20 protein-coding genes are annotated in these 21,237 nt (G+C 65.2%); 10 read left to right on the top strand and 10 right to left on the bottom strand.

Annotation, left to right across the window (positions count from 1 at the left end; translation table 11 throughout):
* Window positions 1–993 carry a diphosphomevalonate decarboxylase gene (mvaD, locus tag CJ028_RS15775; protein ID WP_105036170.1) on the bottom strand — a complete coding sequence of 331 codons (993 nt, stop codon included), beginning with the start codon at window positions 991–993 and terminating at the stop codon, window positions 1–3.
* Between the two features lie 163 nt (window positions 994–1,156).
* Between mvaD and CJ028_RS15770 the strand changes: the two genes are divergently transcribed.
* Together CJ028_RS15770 and CJ028_RS15765 are read left to right on the top strand one after the other, a co-directional pair.
* Window positions 1,157–2,314, top strand: a complete 1,158-nt coding sequence (locus CJ028_RS15770; RefSeq protein WP_105036169.1) for a hydroxymethylglutaryl-CoA synthase family protein — start codon at window positions 1,157–1,159, stop codon at window positions 2,312–2,314.
* Between the two features lie 32 nt (window positions 2,315–2,346).
* Window positions 2,347–2,634: a hypothetical protein gene (locus CJ028_RS15765; RefSeq protein ID WP_105036168.1), complete on the top strand. Its 288-nt coding sequence runs from the start codon at window positions 2,347–2,349 to the stop codon at window positions 2,632–2,634.
* A gap of 45 nt (window positions 2,635–2,679) precedes the next feature.
* Here CJ028_RS15765 and CJ028_RS15760 read toward each other — a convergent pair whose 3' ends face one another.
* Window positions 2,680–4,668 (bottom strand): aconitate hydratase, encoded by a 1,989-nt coding sequence (locus CJ028_RS15760; protein ID WP_105036167.1) that lies wholly within the window; start codon window positions 4,666–4,668, stop codon window positions 2,680–2,682.
* Window positions 4,669–4,845: 177 nt separating this feature from the next.
* Between CJ028_RS15760 and CJ028_RS15755 the strand changes: the two genes are divergently transcribed.
* Together CJ028_RS15755 and CJ028_RS15750 are read left to right on the top strand one after the other, a co-directional pair.
* Entirely contained in the window at window positions 4,846–5,646 is an 801-nt protein-coding gene (locus CJ028_RS15755; RefSeq protein ID WP_240607349.1) for an ABC transporter permease, read from the top strand.
* Window positions 5,646–6,419 carry an ABC transporter ATP-binding protein gene (locus CJ028_RS15750; protein ID WP_105036165.1) on the top strand — a complete coding sequence of 258 codons (774 nt, stop codon included), beginning with the start codon at window positions 5,646–5,648 and terminating at the stop codon, window positions 6,417–6,419. Before CJ028_RS15755 ends, CJ028_RS15750 begins: the two co-directional genes overlap by 1 nt.
* Before the next feature lie 2 nt (window positions 6,420–6,421).
* On the opposite strand, the gene CJ028_RS15745 is transcribed toward CJ028_RS15750, so the two are convergent.
* Window positions 6,422–6,736: a helix-turn-helix domain-containing protein gene (locus tag CJ028_RS15745; protein ID WP_105036164.1), complete on the bottom strand. Its 315-nt coding sequence runs from the start codon at window positions 6,734–6,736 to the stop codon at window positions 6,422–6,424.
* A gap of 151 nt (window positions 6,737–6,887) precedes the next feature.
* On the opposite strand from CJ028_RS15745, the gene CJ028_RS15740 reads away from it, so the two are divergent.
* Window positions 6,888–7,745, top strand: coding sequence for a hypothetical protein (locus tag CJ028_RS15740; protein ID WP_439099051.1), 858 nt, complete (start codon window positions 6,888–6,890; stop codon window positions 7,743–7,745).
* On the opposite strand, the gene CJ028_RS15735 is transcribed toward CJ028_RS15740, so the two are convergent.
* The 5 genes from CJ028_RS15735 to CJ028_RS15715 all read right to left on the bottom strand — a co-directional run bounded on the left by CJ028_RS15735 (window position 7,740) and on the right by CJ028_RS15715 (window position 13,615).
* Entirely contained in the window at window positions 7,740–9,017 is a 1,278-nt protein-coding gene (locus tag CJ028_RS15735) for a CDP-glycerol glycerophosphotransferase family protein (protein ID WP_105036163.1), read from the bottom strand. The two genes, CJ028_RS15740 and CJ028_RS15735, sit on opposite strands and share 6 nt — an antisense overlap.
* Before the next feature lie 19 nt (window positions 9,018–9,036).
* Entirely contained in the window at window positions 9,037–9,930 is an 894-nt protein-coding gene (locus CJ028_RS15730) for a glycosyltransferase family 2 protein (protein WP_105036162.1), read from the bottom strand.
* Window positions 9,917–10,741: a CDP-alcohol phosphatidyltransferase family protein gene (locus CJ028_RS15725; RefSeq protein ID WP_105036161.1), complete on the bottom strand. Its 825-nt coding sequence runs from the start codon at window positions 10,739–10,741 to the stop codon at window positions 9,917–9,919. Before CJ028_RS15725 ends, CJ028_RS15730 begins: the two co-directional genes overlap by 14 nt.
* 4 nt (window positions 10,742–10,745) lie before the next feature.
* Complete coding sequence (locus tag CJ028_RS15720) at window positions 10,746–11,801, bottom strand: glycosyltransferase family 2 protein (protein WP_439099053.1); 1,056 nt, start codon at window positions 11,799–11,801, stop codon at window positions 10,746–10,748.
* A gap of 143 nt (window positions 11,802–11,944) precedes the next feature.
* Window positions 11,945–13,615, bottom strand: a complete 1,671-nt coding sequence (locus tag CJ028_RS15715; protein WP_105036159.1) for a S1C family serine protease — start codon at window positions 13,613–13,615, stop codon at window positions 11,945–11,947.
* Between the two features lie 147 nt (window positions 13,616–13,762).
* Here CJ028_RS15715 and CJ028_RS15710 point away from each other — a divergent pair, with 147 nt between their 5' ends.
* Window positions 13,763–14,962: an aminotransferase class I/II-fold pyridoxal phosphate-dependent enzyme gene (locus CJ028_RS15710; RefSeq protein ID WP_105036158.1), complete on the top strand. Its 1,200-nt coding sequence runs from the start codon at window positions 13,763–13,765 to the stop codon at window positions 14,960–14,962.
* A gap of 68 nt (window positions 14,963–15,030) precedes the next feature.
* Here CJ028_RS15710 and CJ028_RS15705 read toward each other — a convergent pair whose 3' ends face one another.
* Entirely contained in the window at window positions 15,031–16,104 is a 1,074-nt protein-coding gene (locus CJ028_RS15705; protein WP_105036157.1) for an alkene reductase, read from the bottom strand.
* 157 nt (window positions 16,105–16,261) lie between these two features.
* Here CJ028_RS15705 and CJ028_RS15700 point away from each other — a divergent pair, with 157 nt between their 5' ends.
* Window positions 16,262–17,359, top strand: a complete 1,098-nt coding sequence (locus tag CJ028_RS15700) for an alpha/beta fold hydrolase (protein ID WP_105036156.1) — start codon at window positions 16,262–16,264, stop codon at window positions 17,357–17,359.
* A gap of 142 nt (window positions 17,360–17,501) precedes the next feature.
* Window positions 17,502–17,894, top strand: coding sequence for a DUF7882 family protein (locus CJ028_RS15695; protein ID WP_240607347.1), 393 nt, complete (start codon window positions 17,502–17,504; stop codon window positions 17,892–17,894).
* 15 nt (window positions 17,895–17,909) lie between these two features.
* Here CJ028_RS15695 and CJ028_RS15690 read toward each other — a convergent pair whose 3' ends face one another.
* Window positions 17,910–18,770 carry a carbon-nitrogen hydrolase family protein gene (locus tag CJ028_RS15690; RefSeq protein ID WP_105036155.1) on the bottom strand — a complete coding sequence of 287 codons (861 nt, stop codon included), beginning with the start codon at window positions 18,768–18,770 and terminating at the stop codon, window positions 17,910–17,912.
* Window positions 18,771–18,899: 129 nt separating this feature from the next.
* Here CJ028_RS15690 and CJ028_RS15685 point away from each other — a divergent pair, with 129 nt between their 5' ends.
* Together CJ028_RS15685 and CJ028_RS15680 are read left to right on the top strand one after the other, a co-directional pair.
* Window positions 18,900–20,447: a glycosyltransferase family 39 protein gene (locus CJ028_RS15685; protein ID WP_105036154.1), complete on the top strand. Its 1,548-nt coding sequence runs from the start codon at window positions 18,900–18,902 to the stop codon at window positions 20,445–20,447.
* A gap of 4 nt (window positions 20,448–20,451) precedes the next feature.
* The gene (locus CJ028_RS15680; protein WP_105036153.1) at window positions 20,452–21,216 is read left to right on the top strand and encodes a polyprenol monophosphomannose synthase; all 765 of its coding nucleotides are present in this window, start codon (window positions 20,452–20,454) and stop codon (window positions 21,214–21,216) included.
* Window positions 21,217–21,237 lie beyond the last annotated feature (21 nt).

Raw genomic sequence — 21,237 nt, 5'->3', positions numbered from 1 at the left:
TCATTCCAACCTGTAGGCGCTCGGGCCGAGAGCACTCGGGCGTACCTCGTGCACTCCGGCAACGTTCGACAGCGCCTCCTGAACCAGGGGCACATCCCCGGGTAGGCAGAGCACCTTCAGCTGCGGCCCGGCGTCGATGGTGAAATAGGCCGGCACGCCGGACGCGCGCAGATCCCGAACGGCGTGCATCGCCGCGACCGTCGCGGCGTTCCAATAGATCAGCGCCGGCCGAGTGGTCAGCATCAGGGCGTGTAGCTTGAGGCAGTTGTACTCGGTGAGTTCGCCCAGCCGCACGAAGTCGCGGGCGGCGATCGCGGCCCGCATATCAGCGAGATCACCGGGGGCCGTCGCCAGCCAGGCCGGGTAGAACGGTGAACTGGCAGCGCTAGCCCCCATTCCGACGGTGGAGGTGATCGTTTTCGCACCCAGCTCGGTAATGGCGACAACCACGGAGAGCGGCCAGTCCGCGCCGGTCAGCAGCTGCACGGCGTAGGAATCCGAGCCGTCAGCGGCGCTGCCGGCGTGCATCTGGGCGTAGCCCCCGAAGATGGAACGGGCCGCCGAACCGGAGCCGTGCCTGGCCAGAATCGACAGTTGCCGGTCGGTGAGCGTGAGCCCGGCAGCGCCACTGGCAGCGACGGCGAGAGCGGCGAAACCAGATGCCGACGAGGCCAGCCCGGCTCCGGTCGGAAAATTGTTCGCGGACTCCACGACGGCGAACAAGTGCGTTCCTCGGGCCTGACGCACCAGATCGAGAACGCGGGCGACCTTGGTGGCCTCCTGCCGGCATCCGCTCAGCCAGAATTCATCGGCAGCGAGACCCGAACGAAAGGTCACCCGGGTATCGGTGAAGAGGGCATCGAGGGTGACGGAGATCGATCCGACCGCGGGGGTATTGAGAACGACATTGTTCTTGCCCCAATATTTGACCAGCGCGATATTGCTATGTGCGCGGGCGCGCGCCGTAGCGCCGGCCTCGAGGGTCTGTGACACAGGGCTACTCCGATCGGTTCTGCCTCTATTTTAGCCGGGAGCCCCGACGGCATCCGGCCGAACCAGCCGGCGCCGGACTACTCGCAGCTTCACCGACTAAAACGACGGTGTGTTCACGACCCGGTGCGGTCAAGCAAGCACCTGAAAAGTTAAGTAGACACAGTTGGCTCCTGGAATAAGTGGTTTTTCCCTCTATCTCCCGCCCTATCGCGTGCAGCTCGAAGCGTGGTGTGCCTGGAATGACCAGCCGTGGGAGAAATTCCGCTCGGTGGTCGGCCGAAGTTTTCGCATGCGTGCCCCCGCGCAGAGCGTGTACACCTTTGCCGCCAATGCGGTGTGGCGCCTGATTCGGGACTACGACATCGACCCGTCCCAGGTTGGGCTGCTCGCGCTCGGCACCGAGTCGAGCACCGACAATTCCGCCGGCGCGGTCATCGTCAAGGGCATGGTCAATGAGGCCCTGGCCGCGGCTGGCCTGCCTCAGTTGGCTCGGGACTGCGAAGTGCCCGAATTCAAACAGGCCTGCCTGGGCGGCGTCTACGGCGTGAAAGCTGCGCTGCGCTATTTGGCAACGGATGGCCGCGGTCGCCAGGCCATCGTGGTGTGCGCCGATATTGCGGAGTACGCGCGCGGCGGCAGTGCAGAGCCCACGCAGGGTGCCGGCGCGGTCGCGATGCTGCTGGAGAGCGACGCGCGCCTGCTCGAAGTGGACCTCGCCGCAGCCGGCAGCGACTCCGACTACCGCGTGGCCGATTTTCGCAAGCCGTTTGCCCGTTTTCGCAATCAGCCGGCGCGCGATGACGGACAGGTGCAGGATCTGCCCATGTTCAACGGGCACTGTTCCACCAGCTGCTACATCGGTGCCATCCACCACGCCATGACGGCCATGCTGGAGAAACGCCCCGGCCGAAGCCTCGACTATTTTCACGACATCGACGCGGTTTTCATGCACCGCCCGTACCACCAGATGCCGACGACCGGGTGGGTCATGGCCTACCTGTTCGCTCTGGCTCATGATGACGACGGCCATGACCAGTTGCGCGCACTCGCTGCCGACGCCGGTGTCGATGCCGATCTGCTCCTCGAGGAGCTGCTCGCGCCATCACCGTTTCACGGTAACGGCGCCGATCTCGCCGAAAACACCGGCGACGTTTTTCCCCTGGCCCGCAAGGTACGCAACCAGCTACGCAAAACCCCGCTCTGGGACACGCTAGTCGAAGACAAGCTCAGGCTGGGCTCCGAAGCCATGCGCGACCTCGGCAATCTCTACACCGCTTTGCCCTTCCGGCCTGGCTCGCCGCTGGCCTGCAGCAGGCACTGACCGATCGCATCGAGCTGACCGATCAGAACTGGTTGGCCCTCGGCTACGGCAGTGGCGACGCTGCGGAGGCGCTGCCACTGCGCGTTGTCGCCGGCTGGCAAGAAGCGGCCAGGCGAATCAATTTTGAGTCAGCCTTGGTTGGCGCAATCGATCTGAACGAAGCGCAATACATCGATGTGCACGAGGGACGCCGCATCGAAAATATCGCCCCGCCCGCCCGCGATGAGTTCGTGATCGATCACGTCGGTACGTCGAATGGGCCGGACTTCTTCGATGAGGGCGTCGAGTACTACCGCTACGTCGTCGGCAGCGCCGAATGAACCAAACGGGGCAGACCCGCGCCGACCGCGTTCTGCCTCTCGCTGCTACTCGGTCGTGCCGATCGCGGGCTCGCCCTGCGCGTGCCGGGCACGCAGCCACGGAATGAGGCCGCCGACCAGGAGCATCTCAATCTGGCGGGTCGAAAGCTCGTGCCGCACGGAATAAGTCTCATCGCGGGTGGTGTTGCGAACGATAATCTCGGTGCCGTTGGTGAGCGCCTCGCGAATACCGTCGAGCACCAGCACGTCTCCCTGGCCAATGCGGTCGTGATCGGCGGCATCCGTGAATTGCAGCGCGAGCGCGCCGAAGTTCGCCAAATTCTGCCAGTGGATGCGCGCAAACGACACCGCCAGCACAACCCGCAGCCCGAGGAATCGCGGGGTGATCGCTGCGTGCTCGCGAGAAGACCCTTGCCCGTAGTTCGCCCCAGCGACGATCATGTGACCGGTCGTGTCTCGGGTGAGTGCGGCGCGGGTTGGGTAGGTAGGGTCGACCTGATCAAAGGTGAATTCGGCGAGCTTGGGAACGTTGCTGCGAAACGGCAAGACGCGCGCGCCGGCCGGAAGAATCTCATCCGTTGAAATATTATCGCCGACAATCAGGGCAACGGGAGCCTCGATGCGTTCGGCGAGCGGACCGAAGACGGGCAGCGACGAAATGTTTTCGCCCTTGACGAGCGCGACGGTGAGCGATTCTGCAGCGGGCAGCGGCGCCTCGAGCATAGTCAGGTTGACGCTGGAGAACTCCGGCAGGGTGATCGCGGGATAATCCATGTTAAACAGGTCAGCGAGATCTCTCGGGTCGGTGATTTTTCCGGTTAGCGCGGCTGCAGCCCCGGTCTCTGGGGAGCAGAGGTAAACCGAGTCTTCTTGCGTGCCCGAGCGGCCTGGGAAATTGCGCGGCATGGTGCGCAGGCTGATGCTGCCGTTGGCGGGGGCCTGTCCCATTCCGATGCACCCCATGCAGCCAGACTGGTGCAACCGCGCACCGGCCCCGATGAGATCGAGGGTGGCGCCCATCTTGGTCAAGTCCTGCAAAATCTGGCGGGAGCTTGGGTTGACGTCGAGGGATAGCCCGGGGAACGACTGCCGCCCCTTGGTGATCGCCGCGACGATCGCGAAATCTCGCAGACCTGGGTTAGCGGATGACCCGATCACCACTTGCTCGACCGGTCGGCCAGCGACTTCACTGACCGGAACGACGTTGCCCGGCGAACTGGGCAGGGCGATCAGAGGAACGATCGAGGCCAGGTCTATCTCCTCGGTCACGTCGTAGGTCGCATCAGCATCGGCGAGTAATTCCACGAAGTCGTCCTCGCGCGCCTCGGCGCGTAAGAATGTGCGCACCTGGTCATCGGCGGGGAACACTGTCGAGGTCGCGCCGAGTTCGGCACCCATGTTCGCGATCACGTGCCGATCCATGGCGGTCAGGGTGGCCAGCCCCGGTCCGTAATACTCGACGATGCGGTTGACGCCGCCCTTCACACCGTGGCGACGGAGCATTTCGAGAATGACGTCCTTGGCGCTCGTCCACGGCGGCAGCTGCCCGGTCAGGCGTACGCCCCAAATTTGGGGCATGCGAATGTAGAGCGGTTCGCCGGCGATGGCGAGCGCTACTTCGGTGCCGCCGACGCCGATGGCGAGCATGCCGAGCGATCCGGCCGCCGGGGTGTGGCTGTCCGAGCCGACCATGGTCTTGCCCGGAATGCCGAAGCGCTGCATGTGCGTCGGGTGCGACACCCCGTTACCGGCTTTGGAGAACCAGATACCGAAGCGTTGGCAGGCGGATCGCAGAAAGTCGTGGTCTTCGGCATTCTTGCTGTCGGCCTGTAGCAGGTTGTGGTCCACGTATTGCACGGACACTTCCGTGCGGGCATAGTCGAGACCGAGTGCCTCCAGTTCGAGCATGACCAGGGTACCGGTCGCATCCTGGGTCAAGGTCTGGTCGATTCGCAGGCCGATTTCGGTGCCGGGAACCATCTCCCCCACTACCAAGTGCGAGGCGATCAGTTTCTGAGCGACGTTGTAGGCCATATTGACTCCCTTGCTCGTGTGCGGGTCCGGTGTCGACAATCACGCATCGACGTTGTGCGCAGAGTTTCAATCTACGCGAATGCGGGATTAACGACCAGCGTTTGAGGGCGTGTGAGCAAGAGACCAGAAAGGGCCGGCTGGCAAGGGACCAAGTCAGGCTCCCATACGATAGACCGCGTGAGTAGTTACGCCCAGGTGCGCCCCGAACAGCGCACACCGATCGCCCGGTATCGGCATTCGCTGTGGTTGCTGACCGAGCGCGACCTGCGTGTGCGTTACTCCACCTCGGTGCTCGGCTACTTCTGGTCCATCCTCGATCCGCTCGTGATGGCCGGCATCTACTGGTTCGTCTTCACCCAGGTATTTAACAAAAACGTCGGCAACGACCCCTATATCGTGTTCCTGCTGGCCGCCCTGCTGCCCTGGATGTGGTTCAACGGCGCCGTCTCGGACTGCACCCGCGCTTTTCTGCGCGAGGCAAAGCTCATTCGTTCCACCCGAATCCCCCGCACTATCTGGGTGAACCGCCTGGTGCTCTCCAAGGGCATCGAGTTTCTCGCGTCGATTCCGGTGCTCGCCCTGTTTGCGATTCTCTACGGCGCCGAGCTGAACGCCGACGCGCTGTTCTTTCCTCTCGCCATTCTGATTCAGGCCGCCCTGACCGCGGGTGTCGGTCTGCTGGTCGCCCCGCTCGTGGTGTTCTTCCGCGACCTGGAGCGGGCCGTCAAACTCATTCTGCGCTTTCTGTTCTACGCCTCCCCCATCATCTACGGCACCGCAGACCTGCCACCGGAGCTGCATTTCTGGGCTGCTTTCAACCCACTGAGCGGCATTTTCAGCCTGTATCGGGCGGCATTCTTTCCGGAGCAACTCGACTGGTTCGCGATCGCGATCAGCGCAGGTCTGTCCCTCCTCTTTCTCGGGCTCGGACTGCTGGTCTTCCGCCGCACCGAACGCGCCGTTCTGAAGGAGATCTAGTGGCCCAGGGGAAAGCATCCGCTTCGACAACGCCGGTGATCTCGCTACAGGATGTCGGCATCCGCTTTCGCAGGAATCGGCGCGGGCGTCGCAATTTCAAGGATCTCTTCGGCGCCAGCAAACGCCGCAGCCGACCGGGCGAATTCTGGGCCCTGCAGCACGTGACCTTCAGCGTGCAACCGGGCGAAGCCATCGGTGTCGTCGGGCGTAACGGGCAGGGCAAGTCCACCCTGCTCAAACTCGTCACCGGAGTCGTGCTGCCCGACCAGGGAACGGTGCACGTGACCGAGGGTGTGGCGCCGCTGATCGAGATCACGGGCGGGTTCGTCGACGACCTCAGCGTGCGCGACAACGTCTATCTGACCGCGGGCCTGCACGGCATGACGCGCAGGCAGATCACCGAACGCTTCGACGAGATCATTGAATTCGCCGAGATCGCCGACTTCATCGACACGCCCTACAAACACCTGTCGAGCGGGATGAAGGTGCGAATCGCCTTTGCGGTGATCTCTCGGCTCGAAGAGCCCATTCTACTGGTCGACGAGGTTTTGGCGGTGGGCGACAAGGCTTTTCGGGAGAAGTGCTATCGCCGCATCGAAGAACTTCTCGCCGGTGGTCGCACCCTGTTCATCGTCTCGCACAATGAGCGCGATCTGCGGCGATTTTGCACCCGCGGTCTCTACCTCGACAAGGGAGACCTGGTGCTCGACGGGCCGATCACCGACGTGCTCGCACGTTACAACACCGACTATGGCGTCAAACCGGCAGCCTGACCCTAGCCCAGCCGCCGACTCGCCAGAGCTTCCTGGGAACGACGAAAGTCGATGGCAATGTAGGAGTCGCGAGTCGGCGGTAGCTGCCCAACGGCGAGACCGGTTACCAGCTCACTCAATTCGAGTTGCAGCACGGCCGCCAGCCGAATGAGCGTGTACATCGTCGGGTTCCCGTGGCCCCGGTCGATGCGCGCGTAATTCGAGACATTGAGTCCGGCGAGCAGAGCGACGGACTCCTGATTGAACCCGAGCGCCAGGCGGCGCTCCCGCAGGCGAAGGCCGAGCAGTCGGGAGGCTTCTGATTTAGGCTCAAGCATTCCTCAGTTGTAGCGGCACAGAGGATTCTTGACTAGCGGGTGGACATTTGGCGAAAGATAGTATTTGTACTCCGGCACCCGCCCGCGCGTCCCGGCGTGCGCGCCGGTGCACCACGTACACTCGACGAGACGCAACCGAGAAGGGCGAGCAATGGCCAGGAAGAGCATACCGATGCTGTCATCGACCGGCGGCACTCCGCAGGGCGGCGCGCTGCCGACCGGGTTCGTCAAGGGCTTTGATCGGGTGTTGGCCGTTCACCGGCCCGTAGTGCTCGCCCATATTCGCAGCATAAGACGGCGGAATCCCCACGCCTCCCCCGAGCAGATCGTGCGCATCCTGGAAAAGCGCTACCTCGCGGCCGTGACGACCGGGGGTGCCGCAGTGGGTGCCACCGCGGTCATTCCCGGCGTCGGAACCGGCATCACCCTCGCTTTGTCAGGCGTGGAGACCGCTGGCTTCCTCGAGGCGACGGCGCTGTTCACCCAGTCGGTGAGCGAGGTACACGGCATCGCGGTGGAAGACCCTGACCGCGCTCGCGCCCTGGTCATGACCATGATGCTCGGCCGTGAAGGCAGCGACTTGGTGCGGCAGCTCGCGGGCCAGGCGACCGGCTCGGGAACCGCCCGAAACACCTACTGGGGTGAGCTCATAACGAACAGTCTGCCCCGCGCAATTCTCGGCCCGCTCACCGACAGACTCAAGAGCGCATTTCTGCGCCAGTTCGCGACCCGCGGCAGTGCCAGCCTGCTCGGCAAGGCCCTGCCGTTTGGCATCGGAGCCGTGATCGGCGGTGCGGGCAACCACATTCTCGGCAGCAAGGTCATGCACGCGTCCCGCCTCGCCTTCGGCCCGGCACCGGTCGGTTTTCAGCCGGATCTGGAGCCCCGGGTGCGTGAGATCACTGTGCGTGAAAAAACTGTGCGTGAGAAAACTGTGCGTGACCCGCGCCGACGCAAGCTCCTGCCGACCAAATCCGCGCCAACGCCAGTTCAGGACCAGGCGCTATAACTCATCCGGAAGAACCGTCGCGGGATCAGGCACAATCGCGATGTCAGCGTCGTGCACGGCCGCGAACCGGTCCCACTCGTCCATCAGGTGCGCAACGGCCGCGTGCAGTCGCTCCGTCGCGACGCCCGGCGTGGTGTCGCCGAAGTAATGCTGCACCCAGCCCTGCAGGCGTTCCACCACGGCCTCATCGTGCGTGAGGCGTGCGACGAAAGCCACGATGTCGGCGGCGTTCTCGGCGGGCAACCACTCGCAGTCCGAGAGATACCCGCTCGTGTCGATCACGGCCGTCGGGTTCACCGGTCGGGTGATGATGAGCGGCTTACCGGTGGCGAGTCGGTCGTAGACCATGGCGGAGATGTCGACGATGGCGACATCCGCTGCGGCCAGTTGCCAGCCGAGGTCGGGGCCCGCGTCGTAGACGTGCTGGGCGCGCGAATCGCGGGCGTTGGCCGCCGCAAGAGCGGCGATGATGGTCTTGTTGGCCGTTCCGTAGGCATGGTCGACGACGCCGCTGCGCGGGTGCGGTCGGTAGATTACCCGGTGGGTGCCGGTGGCGAGCAGCGCGGTAACCAGGGCGACCCCGTGGGTTGCGACGGAGCCATAGGCGGCAGCGGCCCGGTCGCCCTCCCAGGTGGGGGCGTAGAGCACGACCTGGCGTTCATCGGGCGTGTAAGGCAGCTCACCACTGAAGTAGTCGGCCTGAGGGCGCCCGATCTTGATGGCGCGCTTGTCGAAGTCATAGTCCCAGAGCACCCGGTCCAGCCGGGCGAGGGCGGCGTCCCCTGCGACAAACGAATAGTCGTAGGCCTTGAACTGGTTGGTGATCATGTACATTTTGTCGCTCTCACCGTGGTTGATGAAAACGTGCCAGCAGCGCCCGTAGCGCATCATCTGAAAGTTGCGCGGGTTCTGGTTGACGTAGAACACGATGCGAATGTCCTGCTCGGCCACGATCTGCTCGAGCTGCGGAACCGTGCGCGCGTAGGCAACCGGAACCGGCGACTCATCCATGAGTTTGAGGGTGCCGCCGCCGGTACGGCTGAGCACGAGCACCGGCCAGGTCTTGGCGAGTGTGGCGAGCGGCTGATACCACTGCCGCATCTGGTACAGATTGACCGGCCCATCGGCAAAGTAGACGGCGATCTTGAAGTGATTATCTTCGCGTAGTTCCCGCGCTTTCAGCGGACCGCGCAGCCTGTGTTGGGCCTTGCGGGAGGCCACAACGTCCCTGACCAGTTTGACTGCACGCCTGACGTCTTTCCGAATTACCACCGAATAAGACTACCTTCCGTTAGATGATCGGCGGGCGTCCGGCGCGGGTCATCCGCCAGACCGTGCGGGCTCGCAGCGGATGCCGCGGCCCCGGATCGCCGCGCCACCCTTCACGCCAGCCGCCGAACCAGGCGCGCAACGCCGGCCGATTGCTCAGCGACCAGCGCAGCACCTGAATTGCCGTCCACGAGCCCACGTACAGTGGCACCAACAGGACCGGCAGATTGCGTCGGGCCAGCCAGACCCGGTTGCGGGCGTTCAACCGGTAGTAGTCGGCATGGCGGGTCGGCAGAATCACCGGGTGGTTGGCGACCAGGTCGCCGGCATACCAAGCGACCCGGCCCTGGTCCCAGACCCGCCAGGCCAGTTCGATCCCTTCGTGGGCGTAGAAAAACGGTTCGGCCCAACCGCCGGTCGCGTCGAAAACCGTGCGCGGCAACAGCACAGCCCCCTCCCAGACCGAGAACACCGGTCCGGGCGTAGACGCCTCACCCTTGCGTATGCGGGGAATCCACCGACGCGGCGATTCGATTCCCGCCGGGTCTTCGACCCGCGGCTGCAGCAGCCCGATCGTCGGGTCAGCGCGCAGTTTGCCGATCGCCTCGATCAGAAAATTCGGGTCGGGAATGCTCGCATCGTCGTCGAGAAAAAACAGGTACTCGCCGGTGACACGCGACACCCCGCGGTTGCGGCCGGCCGGAATGCCGAGGTTGGTGGGCAGACCGAGCGTGTGCACGCCGGCCGGCAGGTCGGTCGGCTGCCAGCCGTTGCCGACACAGACCACGTCGAGCGTCACTGAATGCTGAGCCAGCACCGAGCGGATGCCCCGATCGAGGTCGCGAGGACGCGTGCCCTGGGTGAGCACCACCACCCCGACCGTCGGCCGCTCTGCGGCCTCGCTAGGAACGGACACGCTTGGACGCCATGATGGCCACGAAATGCCCGATGAGCGACAGGAAAGCGAGGGGAACAAGAACGACGAGCACGGCCCGGTCGACCGTCGGCTGCCCGGCGAACAGCCCGATCACTGCCGCAGCGAAGATCACCATGGTCAGTTCGACCGAGTGGTAGAGCCGGTGAAAAGGCACAAAACGGGCGAGCCGACGCACTCGGGCGATCAGGCTCGAGGTCGGTGTCTTCTCACCCTGGGTATCGGCGAGCTTCGTCAAGCCGGCATTGGCACGGGCGACGTGCACCATGTCGTTGAGCGCCTTGTTCAGCACGATGATCAGGGCGAGCAGCAGCGCGAGGCTGGTCCACAGATAGTCATCTGGCGACTCGAACGGGTAGGCAGCCGCCCGAATGCCGAGCGCGATGGGAATGAGCGACTCGGTGGAGTAGTGCCCGACCTTGTCGAGGAACACCCCGGCCGGCGAGGAGGTACCGCGCCACCTGGCGACCTCTCCGTCGCAGCAGTCGATGAGCATCTGCACCTGACTGAGCGCGAGAGCGAGTACCGCCCCCCAGATTCCGGGGATCAATAGGGCCGCAGCGGTCGACCAGCCCGCCAGGATCATCAGCGCGGTCACACCGTTGGCGGAGATGCGGGTCTTCAGCAGCATCCACGTGAGGTACGGCGACAGGTCGCGCAGGTACAGGCTCGCCGTCCAGTGCTCGGCGTTGGCGCGCAGGCGTACCTCGGGCGGCTGGGCGACAGCGCGCAACTGCGCGATCGACTCCGGCCTGGCCGTGGGGTCGCGGGCGATATTCGGCGAACTAGTCATCTGCTCACCTTCCCGTGTGTGCCGTGATATTGCTGGTCAGTTTCAGGTAGCCGAGCACGAACCCGATCCCCCAGCAGAAGTGAATGCAGGGCAAGACTACGAGAAAATTGAGGGACGTACGAAATCCGTCCGGCCGGGCCACTGCGAGCGTCGCGGCGACCACGATGAGCAGGTACCCGGCGGGAACGATCAGGCCCAGCAGCAGCCACGGCGCCGCGCCGAGGGTGGCCTGCACGACCCCGACGATGCCAAGGAGCAGACCGAGGGCCACTGTGAGTACCATGGCCGGCGGCACGAAATAGCGGATGCCGTTGGCCGCCGGATACCGCCGCGCCAGCTCACCGCGCCAGAGCCCGGTCGAGAGCATCTGCCGGGCCAGCTGGGCCACGGTCGGCCGCGGCCGATAGAGTACGCGCAGTTTCGGGGTGAACCAGACCGTGCCGCCGGCTTCCCGGAGACGACGGTTCAAGTCCCAGTCCTGGCCACGCTTGACACCCTCGTCGAACAGGCCGACGTTCAGGATGCTCTCGGTGCGAAAGCAACCGAGGTACACGGTTTCGGCGGCGCCTTCAGCACCGCCAACGTGATGCGGCGTGCCGCCAAGGCCAATACGAGTGCCGTAGGCCCGGGCCACTGCGCGCTCGAATGCGCTGATGCCGCGAGCATCCATAATGCCGCCGACGTTGTCGGCGCCGGTGCGCTCGAGCGTCTCGACGGCGATGCGGGCGTAGTCCGGCGGCAGCACGGAGTGCGCGTCGACGCGGATGACCACCGCGTATTGGGAGGCGCGGATGGCGATATTCAGGCCCGCCGGAGTCGACCCGACGTCGTTGGGTACCACGCGGATTCGCGCGTCCACGGCGGCCATTTCTTCGACCAGTTCGGTCGTGCCGTCGATGCTCGGTCCGAGGGCCAGGGTGACCTCGAACGCCCCCTGGTAGTCCTGAGCGAGCAGGCTTTCGACGGCGGCTCGCACGTGCGTCGCCTCGTTGAGAACGGGCATCACATACGACACCCCGGGAAGAAAACCCGTACCACGTTGGTGCACCTGGCTGGCCAGCTTTCCGGTTATTGGGTAGGACGATCGAGCCTACCAGCCCCTGAATTTGCCACGCGCCGCGCGGCGAACGCACGTACTGACAAACACATCGCGCCGCCGGACCAGCCGGCGACGCGATTGTGGGAAGGAACAGTATGGAGCGGTTAGCTGGAGAGCTCACCGACCGTGACCGAGACGGTGATCGACTTGCCGTCCCGCACGTAGGTGAGATCGGCGCTGCCGCCGGCCGGGAGCACCCGCACCTGGGCGGTGAGGTCGATCGAGTCCGTGATCGGCACACCGTTGAAGTTGGTGATGACATCGTCGGCGGCGAGACCGGCCTTGGCTGCGGCGCCACCCGAGGTGACCTCGCTGATCAGCGCCCCGACGGTGCTGCTGGTAGAACTGGAGGCGTCCTTGACGCTCGCACCGAGCAGGCCGTGGGTGGCCGTTCCGTTGGCGATGATCTCGTCGGAGATGCGCTTGGCGAAGTTCGACGGGATAGAGAACCCGACGCCGATGCTGCCGGCCGCCGACGACGAGGTGGTGCTGCCGGCGCTGGCGATGGCCACGTTGATGCCGATCAGTTCACCGCTGCCGTTGAGCAGTGCGCCGCCGGAGTTGCCAGGGTTGATGGCGGCATCCGTTTGAATCACCGGGAGCGCAATGCTGGCGGTGGCGGCCTGCGAGCCCTGCGATTGGGTGCCATCCTGGCCCGGAAAGTCGAAGAAGAACGGGTTCTGGCTTTGGCCTTCGTCGGGCGTTGTGGTGTCGGGCGAGGTCGGGGCGGCCGAGCTAGCGACGGTGATACTGCGGTTCAGGGCGCTGACAATGCCGTCGGTGACCGTTCCGGAGAGACCGAGCGGGGCGCCGATGGCGATGGCGCTGTCACCGACATTGAGCTCGGAGGAATCGCCCCAGGTAATCGGGGTGAGTCCGCTCGCGTCGGTCAGTTTGATCACGGCGAGGTCGGAGATGGGGTCGGTGCCGACCATGGTCGCGGAATAGAGCTTGCCGTCGTTACTCTTGACCTCGATTTTCACATCGGAGGCTGCGCCGTCGAGGGTGACCACGTGGGTGTTGGTGAGCACGTAGCCGTCGTCGGTGAGAATGACGCCGGAACCGGTTCCGCCCGCTGAGCTGCTGGAAACGTCGATGGTAACGACACTCGGTGAAGCCTTGGCCGCGACGGCGGTGATCTGATTGACGCTCTTGGTGTTATTCACCACAACGTTGCTCGGGCCGGAGGCCTGGCTGACCGGGACACCGTTGTTCTGGCCGTTCATCATGAGGGCGGTGATGCCGGCGCCGGACGATCCGCCGACCAGCGCACCAATGGCGAGGGCGGCGATCAGTGCGACGCTGCCCCTGCGGCGACCGGGTTCCTTGGTCTTATTGGAGGCAAAGGGCTGGCTGGGATAAGCATCCGTCGGGTAGGAATCTGCGGTCGCATAGGCCTGGGGGGCGCCGCTAGGGGCATAGGCGGAGGACGACGCTGTTGGGGTCCCGATCGGGCGGCCGAAGGCATCCGTCGGGTAAGAATTCGTGGGGTAGGCGTCCGTTGGGTTGGCAGCGGGATGGCTTTCAGCTGGGATGTCGTCAGCGGGCTCCGGTGAAACGGATGCTGCCGGCTGGCTCGGTGCTACAACGACCGGTACAGCGGGCACGGCGTTGGCCGGCGGGATCGGGGCCGAGGGCGCGGCCGGAGCATCGGTGGGTGGCACCGTCGGTGGTGCGGTGGGCGGGGTAGCCTCACCGGAATCATTCACGGCAAAAGCGGCGGCATCATCGGACCTGTCGGGGGTGGTGCCGGAATCATTGGTGTTGTCAGTCATCGGGTGCTCCTTCCAAGCGTTGCCAGCTTTGCGCCCAAACCTGAACGTTCGATATGTACACACTGAGAGCATTCAATGATCAAGCCGAGACGTTGCCGAGGCGATAGTTTGGGAACCATGCAGCACTCCTCACGGGCAGTACCAGCCATGACCATTTCCGGCGCCTGGCAACGCGCAGCCAGCGGGGCCGGACTGCTCGCCGCAGACGGCAGCGTGGCGGCGAGTATCTTCGCCGAGATGAGCGCTCTGGCAGCGCGCACCGGGGCGATCAACCTTGGGCAAGGCTTTCCCGATGAAGATGGGCCGGCCGTGGTGGTCGAGGCGGCCCGCCAGGCGATCAGTGACGGGACGAACCAGTACCCGCCGGGCCGGGGCCAGCCGGTCTTACTCGAGGCGATCGCCCGGCATCAGCAGCGGTTCTACGGTCTCACGCTGGATGCGGGCAGCGAAATCCTGGTCACTGCCGGAGCAACAGAGGCTCTCGCCGCGACGATTCTGGCGCTGATCGAGCCCGGAGACGAGGTCGTCACCTTTGAGCCGTTTTACGACGCTTATGGCGGTCTGATCGGCTTGGGCGGCGGCATCCATCGAACCGTGCCGTTGCGTGCCCCCGATTTTCAGCCCGACCTCGACGCGCTGCGGGCCGCCGTCACCGACCGCACCCGGTTGATCATCGTCAACGATCCGCACAATCCCACCGGCGCAGTGTTTCCCCGCGAAACGCTCGAGCTGATCGTGGAGCTCGCGCACCAGCACGATGCCATTATCGTCACCGACGAGGTCTACGAACACCTGACCTTTGGCGCGCCGCACATTCCCATCGCCACCCTGCCGGGAGCCTGGGAACGCACGGTCACCATCTCCTCGGGCGGCAAGACGTTCAGCCTCACCGGCTGGAAGGTGGGCTGGCTGAGTGCGCCGGCCGCCATCGTCACGGCGATTCTCGCGGTCAAACAGTTTCTCACCTACGTCAATGCGGCACCGTTCCAGCCGGCCATCGCCGTCGGGCTCGACCTGCCGGACTCGTATTTTGCGCACATCGCCGACGCGATGAAAACGAAAAGGGATGTGCTCGCCACCGGACTGCGCGCGGCCGGCTTCGCGATCAGCGTGCCGCAGGGTTCGTACTTCATCGTGGCGGATGCCACCCAGCTCGGCTTCACGGACGGCGCCGAGCTCTGCCGACGACTCCCAGAGCTGGCCGGCGTGGTCGCGGTGCCGATCCAGGCGTTCTGTTCCCCCGCCCACCGCACGGAATACGCACCGCTGGTGCGGTTCGCCTGCTGCAAGAAGGTGGAAGTCCTGGAGCAGGCGTCGGCCCAGCTCGCTGCTTTATCCCAACGTTGAAGCGCGAGGGCACAAAAAATGTCCGGATGACGGAGTCAAACGGACACTTTTCGCGTGCTCGCGGGTACTTAAGAAGCTAGAGCGGGATAGTCCGTGTAGCCCTCGGCACCGTCGGCGTAATAGGTGAGCGGGTTGGGCTCGTTCACCGGGAGGTCGTCACGCCAGCGACGCACCAGGTCGGGGTTCGCAATGGCGGCGCGACCGACCACGACGGCGTCGGCGATGTCGTCACGTACGAGGGCGAGGGCTTCGTCGCGCGCGGTGATGGCACCGAATCCGCTGTTGACCAGGAAGACGCCACCGAAACGGGTACGCAGGTTCTGCACGAACTCGCCGCGGGGGTCGGCATGCAGCACGCTGAGGTAGGCCAATTCGAGCGGGGCCAGCCCGTCGACGAGGGCACCATAGGTGGCGGTGACGTCGTCGGCATCCGTTTCGAGCGCATCCTGGATGTTGTGTTCCGGCGAGATACGGAGGCCGACTCGGTCGGCGCCGATCGCGTCGGCAACGGCGGCCACGACGTCGATGACGAAGCGGGCGCGATTCTCCGGCGAGCCGCCGAAGGCGTCATCGCGCACGTTGGAGGCGGGCGAGAGGAACTCGTGCAGCAGGTAGCCGTTGGCGGCGTGCAGCTCTACGCCATCGAATCCGGCCGCGATGGCATTCCGCGAGGCGAGCACGAACTCGGCGATGATGCCGGGCAGTTCGCCTTCGCTCAGCGCGTGCGGCACCGGGTAGGCCTGTTTGCCGTCGTAGGTGCGCGTCGTTCCGTTGATAGCGATCGCGCTCGGGCCGACGACCGGGAAGCCGCCGGTCGTCGCCTCATGGGTGACGCGTCCGGCGTGCATGACCTGGGCGACGATGCGACCGCCGGCGGCGTGCACCGAGTCGGTCACGGCCTTCCAGCCGGCGAGTTGCTCTGGCTCAACGAGCCCGGGCTGGCCGGGAAAACCCTGGCCGGCGTGGCTCGGGTAGGTGCCCTCACTCACGATCAGGCCGAGAGAGGCCCGCTGCGTGTAGTACCGGGCAATGAGTTCACCGGGAACGCCGGTCTGGCCGGAGCGGATGCGGGTCAGCGGCGCCATGACGAGACGGTTGGGGAGTTCAAGGTCGCCGAGGATCAGCGGAGAAAAGAGATTCACGGGCACTTCTTTCACAATCACGTTCGTTGGGGGGCACCAGGTAGATCCTGGGTACCCGTAGGCGGCAACGGGCCCAAGCCGCGCGATATTCCTGCCTGTCAATTGGCTGGATGGCCGGGTGGGCAATCCGGTTTGTCTGCGGCACCGAACTACCACCATGAGCATCTTGATGTCCCGACCAGCGATCCGAAACCACGCCGTGGCACCGCTCGGCGCTCTGGACTCACCGAAGCCCGGCCCGCGTCCCGGCCCCCAGGCCCCTACCCGGCCGAAACCCGCACCCCCGGCCACCGTTCTGGGCTACAGCCCATTCGCGCTCGACGCCGATGCCCGCCACTTCGGCCTGACCACGAGTTCCATGCGACTCAAGGGCGGCACGGTCATGGTGCGGCACGGGCGCCGTACCGCGAGCACCACCGCGACCATTCTGCTGCACGGCGCTGCCGGGTCGTGGACCACCTGGACGCCCCTGTTGCAGGCCGCCGATGCGACCGCTCGTGACCTGACCGATCTCATCATTCCCGACCTGCCGGGGTGGGGCGACTCGCCCCTTCCGACCGACCGTGCACTGCAGGGCGTCGAGTCGATGGCCGAGCTGGTCGCCGATCTGGCGCGCTCCCTCGGCTACGAGCGCTGGAATGTTGTGGGTCACTCCATGGGCGGGTTCATCGCGCTGGCGCTGGCGGCGAGCGAAACGCGCGCCACGGCATCCGTCGGTCTGGTCTCGGCCACCTCGTTTTCGATCCAGGACAGCGTTCGTCACCCGGTTCGCCGGTTCTCGGTTCTGCCCGCCTTCTCGGCGCTGTTCCAGACCATGCGGATGCTGCAGCTCACCGGCCAGCTCGGCCGTGGCCTGGTGCGGGCGCTCACGCGCCTCGACCTACTGCGAACCCTGGTGGCTCCGCTGTTTCGGTACGGTCAGGCCGTCGATGCCACCGTGATCGCCGCCCTCGGCACCGAGGTGCGGCCGGCCGGTTTCGTGCTGGCAGCGACCCGCGCGGGCGCCTATGACGCCGCAGCGCGCTGGGCGCGGATCAGCTGCCCTGTACGTTCGGTGCACGGCGACCGGGACGTGTTCGTCACGGCCCAGGACGACCGGCAGCTCCTTAAGGTCGTGCCGCAGTGCGTAATCAGCACGATTGCCGGCACCGGGCATTTCGGCCAAATCGAGCGCCCGCTCGAGGTACTGCTCCGACTCGAATTTGCGGTTCCACTACCGATTGTGTCGACTCCGAGTCAGCTGGGCACTTTCTAAAAATCTTGTATTTGCCCCCCAAACGGAGGACAGTAGGAAGCAGTTCCCGGTTCCACGCCAAAGTGCATATTTCGCTTTCATTCGTTCCGGCGCCGGGCTCTTCGTGAGCGTAACCGATCGCAGCGAAATGGAAGTGGCAATCATGGGTTCTCTCACGTACGACCGTGTCGTCGTGGAATTCGAAGATCGTATGCTGGCGCACCTCCAGCTCGTGATCATTCAAAAACTGCGCCGGGGAGAAAGTTTTCTGTTTTCCTGGCGTGATGCCGCCGTCGTCGGCGATGGCCGTAGCTCTGCCTGGCTACACCCGGCGATTCCGCTCTATTTCAAGTTTGCCGGCGGGCACGCCCCCACCATCAACCCGAACTGGGTCGCCCAGCTCACCCGCTCGGCGAACAGCTCGCAGGGGCTCGTGGTGACCGCGGAAGAAGGCGCGGCCGTTGACGCCAATGCGATCCCCCGAGTAGAACCGGCCATCGGCATTCGAGCGGCAGCGCAGACCCGGGCGACCAAGGCCAGCGTCACTGAACGCTAAGCGAGTGCCGTGCGGTCAGCGCGGCACGACGGCGAAGCGGCGGAGCGCCAGGGCCGGATTGATCGTGCGTACGGCGGTGACGCGGGCCGGTGGGAGAAACGCGACGGTGACATCCGCTGCCTCGCCGAGGGTGGCCAACGCAACGCCCATCGGATCAATGATCAGACTGGTGCCAACGCCGATCGGCGGGGTGTGATCAGCAGCCGCCACAAAAACGGTGTTCTCCAGAGCCCTGGCCGTCAGCAGGGTACGCCAGTGCTGTTCCTTGAGCGGGCCGCGCACCCACTCTGACGGCACGAGCACGACCGTGACTCCGGCGTCGACGAGCCGACGAGTGACCTCGGGAAAGCGGATGTCGTAGCAGGTCTGCAGTCCCACTCGCAGGCCGCCGACGTCGAAGGTTTCGGGGTCGGTCACGGTGCCGGGGAGCACCCACTCCGATTCACGGTCGCCGAAAGCGTCGTACAGGTGCAGCTTGCGGTAGGTCGCCACGAGACGCCCGGTCTGATCGACAGCGACGAGCGTGTTCGAGAATCGGGCCGGGTCTGCGGTCGTTTCGAGCATGCCGGCCACAATGTGGATGCCGAGCTCGGCGGCGAGCTCGGCCAGCGCGGTCACGAATTCTCCATCCAGCGGTTCGGCGGCCGCCACAAACGACGGCCCGAGTTTCGGTTCAAAAAATGCCGAGTACTCGGGAAAAACGACAAGCTGGGCGCCGCGCGCGGCGGCCGTCGCAGCCAGCTGCCGCATGGTGGCGAGATTGAGCGCCCGATCGGATCCCGGGGCGAATTGGGCAACGGCCACGCCGACCGCATTGGATTCATCTGTGGCGGATTTGTGCGTGCTGAATTCGTGCGGTGCGGTGCCTTGAGTCATGGCGAAAGCCTAGCTGGCCGCCCGATCACAGTGCCGATACCGGTGCCGACCGGCGAAAGGATTGGTCTTCGCAGGCAACTCGGGGGTTTTCGAAGGCTCCCGTTAACATTTGCTGGGTAGGTTCATGGGGTGACCTCCGTTCTCGCACCGCATCTCGTGGCATCTCCGGTAGCCGGACGACGCCTGTGGCAGCGGCGCTCCCCCGGCTGGTCGGCCGGCCTCGTGGGCCTCGTGGCCTTTTTGGTGTCATTCGCGTGGTCCTGGCAACCGTCGTATTGGGGCGATGAGGCGGCCAGCGTCATGTCGGCCGAACGATCGCTCCCCTCGCTGTTTGGCATGCTCGAGAACGTCGATGCCGTGCACGGCCTCTACTACCTGTTTCTGCACGGCTGGATCGACCTGTTCGGCGCATCCGAGCTGGCCACCCGGCTGCCGAGCGCGATCGCGATCGGTGTCGCGGCGGCGGGAACGGTTGTTCTGGCGCGATTCTTCATGGGGTCGCGGGTTGCCATCGCCGGCGGACTGGTCTTTATGATCATTCCGCGAGTGACCTATATGGGCTCGGAAGCGCGATCCACCGCCATCGCAACGGCCATCGGAGTCTGGCTGACCGTGCTCCTCGTGCTGGCACTGCGCAGCGGCAACCATAGTCCACGCCGACAGATCTTGCTCTGGGGCGCCTATTCCCTGTTGCTCGCACTCGGCATCTACGTCTTCCTGTTTTTGGCGCTGCTGCTACCAGTACACGCGGTGGCGGTTCTCCTGCTGAACGGCCGGCATCCGCTGTGGCGCAGCCTCGTCATCTGGGTGGGCGCGAGCGCGCTCGGGCTGCTGCTGGCCGCCCCGATGGTCCTGGCTGGCTCGGCGCAGCGGGAACAAATCGCCTTCATCGGCCGACGACCGCTTGTCAGCGTGAGCGAAGCGGCCGTCATGCAGTGGTTCGACACCATTCCGGTGGCGATCATGGCCTGGTCGCTCATTATCGTGGCCGTGATAACGGTATTCCTGCGGCGCCCCGGCGCACAACGGCCGGCCGGCCGGCCGGGCCGCGCGGAACTGACGATTTTTCTGGCCTGGATGCTGGTGCCGAGCGCGATTCTGCTCGTCGGCACTCAGCTGGTCACGCCGATGTATTCGCTGCGTTACCTCTCGCTGTGCACCCCGGCGGTGGGCATTGTGATCGCCGTTGGCGTGGCGGCACTGGCCAACAACTGGCTCCGAGCCGCGGTCATGGTCGCGCTCGTGGCCGTCATTGTGCCCGCCTATGCGGTGCAACGCGGTGACTACGGCAAGAACGAGGGTAGCGATTGGCGCCAGGCAGCCGCCATCATCGCCGCCCGGGCGGCACCAGGCGATGGCGTCGTCTTCGACCAGAGCGTGCGCCCGTCACGCCTGCCCCGGTTGGCCATGCATCTCTACCCCAACGCCTTCGCCGGCCTGCGCGACGTGACCCTGACCCGCTCGTACGCTGACACAACGTGGCTGTGGGACGAGGTCGCACCGCTGACCGACGTTCTGCCGACCGTGGCGAACCTCAACACGGTGTGGCTGCTGCAATACTCGGGGAGTGCAGATTCACGGAAAGAAACGGATGTCCACACGCTTCAAATCCAGGGTTTCCGCGTCGCCGACACGACAGTGGTCAACCGCACTCGCATCATCGAAATGACGAGGTAACGTCGTGCCCACCAACTCCACCACGCTGGTACTCGTGCCGACCTACAACGAGGCCGAAAACATTGCCTCGATCGTGGGTCGGCTGCGCTCCAGTGTGCCCGAGGTACACATTTTGGTCGTCGATGACGCTTCTCCCGACGGCACCGGCGCCCTCGCCGACGCGATCGCGGTGCGGGATTCCAGTGTTCACGTGCTGCACCGCACCGAGAAGACCGGCCTCGGCGCGGCGTACCTCGACGGCTTCGGCTGGGGCCTCGGCCGCGGCTACACCCGGTTGGTGCAGCTCGACGCCGATGGCTCCCACCTGCCGGAGCAGCTGGGCACCCTGCTCGATGCCGCAGCCACGGCCGATGTGGTGATGGGCTCACGCTGGGTACCCGGAGGGGCCATCGAGAATTGGCCCTGGCACCGGCGAGCACTCTCCCGCGGCGGCTCCTGGTATTCCCGGCTGCTGCTGCGGCTGCCGCAGCGCGACGCCACCGGCGGCTACCGCGTCTACTCGGCCAGGGCACTCGAGCGCATGGACCTCTCCAGTGTCGACAGCCTCGGCTACTGCTTTCAAATCGAAATGCTGCTGCACGCCGTGCGCGCGAACCTGCACGTCGTCGAGGTACCGATCACCTTCGTCGAGCGGGTACGCGGATCGTCGAAGATGAGCCCGCGCATCGCTATCGAGGCGATGGCCCGGGTTACTCTGTGGGGCGTAACCGGCATGGGCATCAGTCGATCCGGTGCCCGCGAGGCCGCCGCGGCCGCCCGCGGAGCCTGACTCTGAAACATTCCTGTGTTT

It is taken from the genome of Cryobacterium aureum (assembly GCF_002954245.1).
Lineage (GTDB): Bacteria > Actinomycetota > Actinomycetes > Actinomycetales > Microbacteriaceae > Cryobacterium > Cryobacterium aureum.
This window is presented reverse-complemented; position numbering and strand designations above follow the sequence as displayed.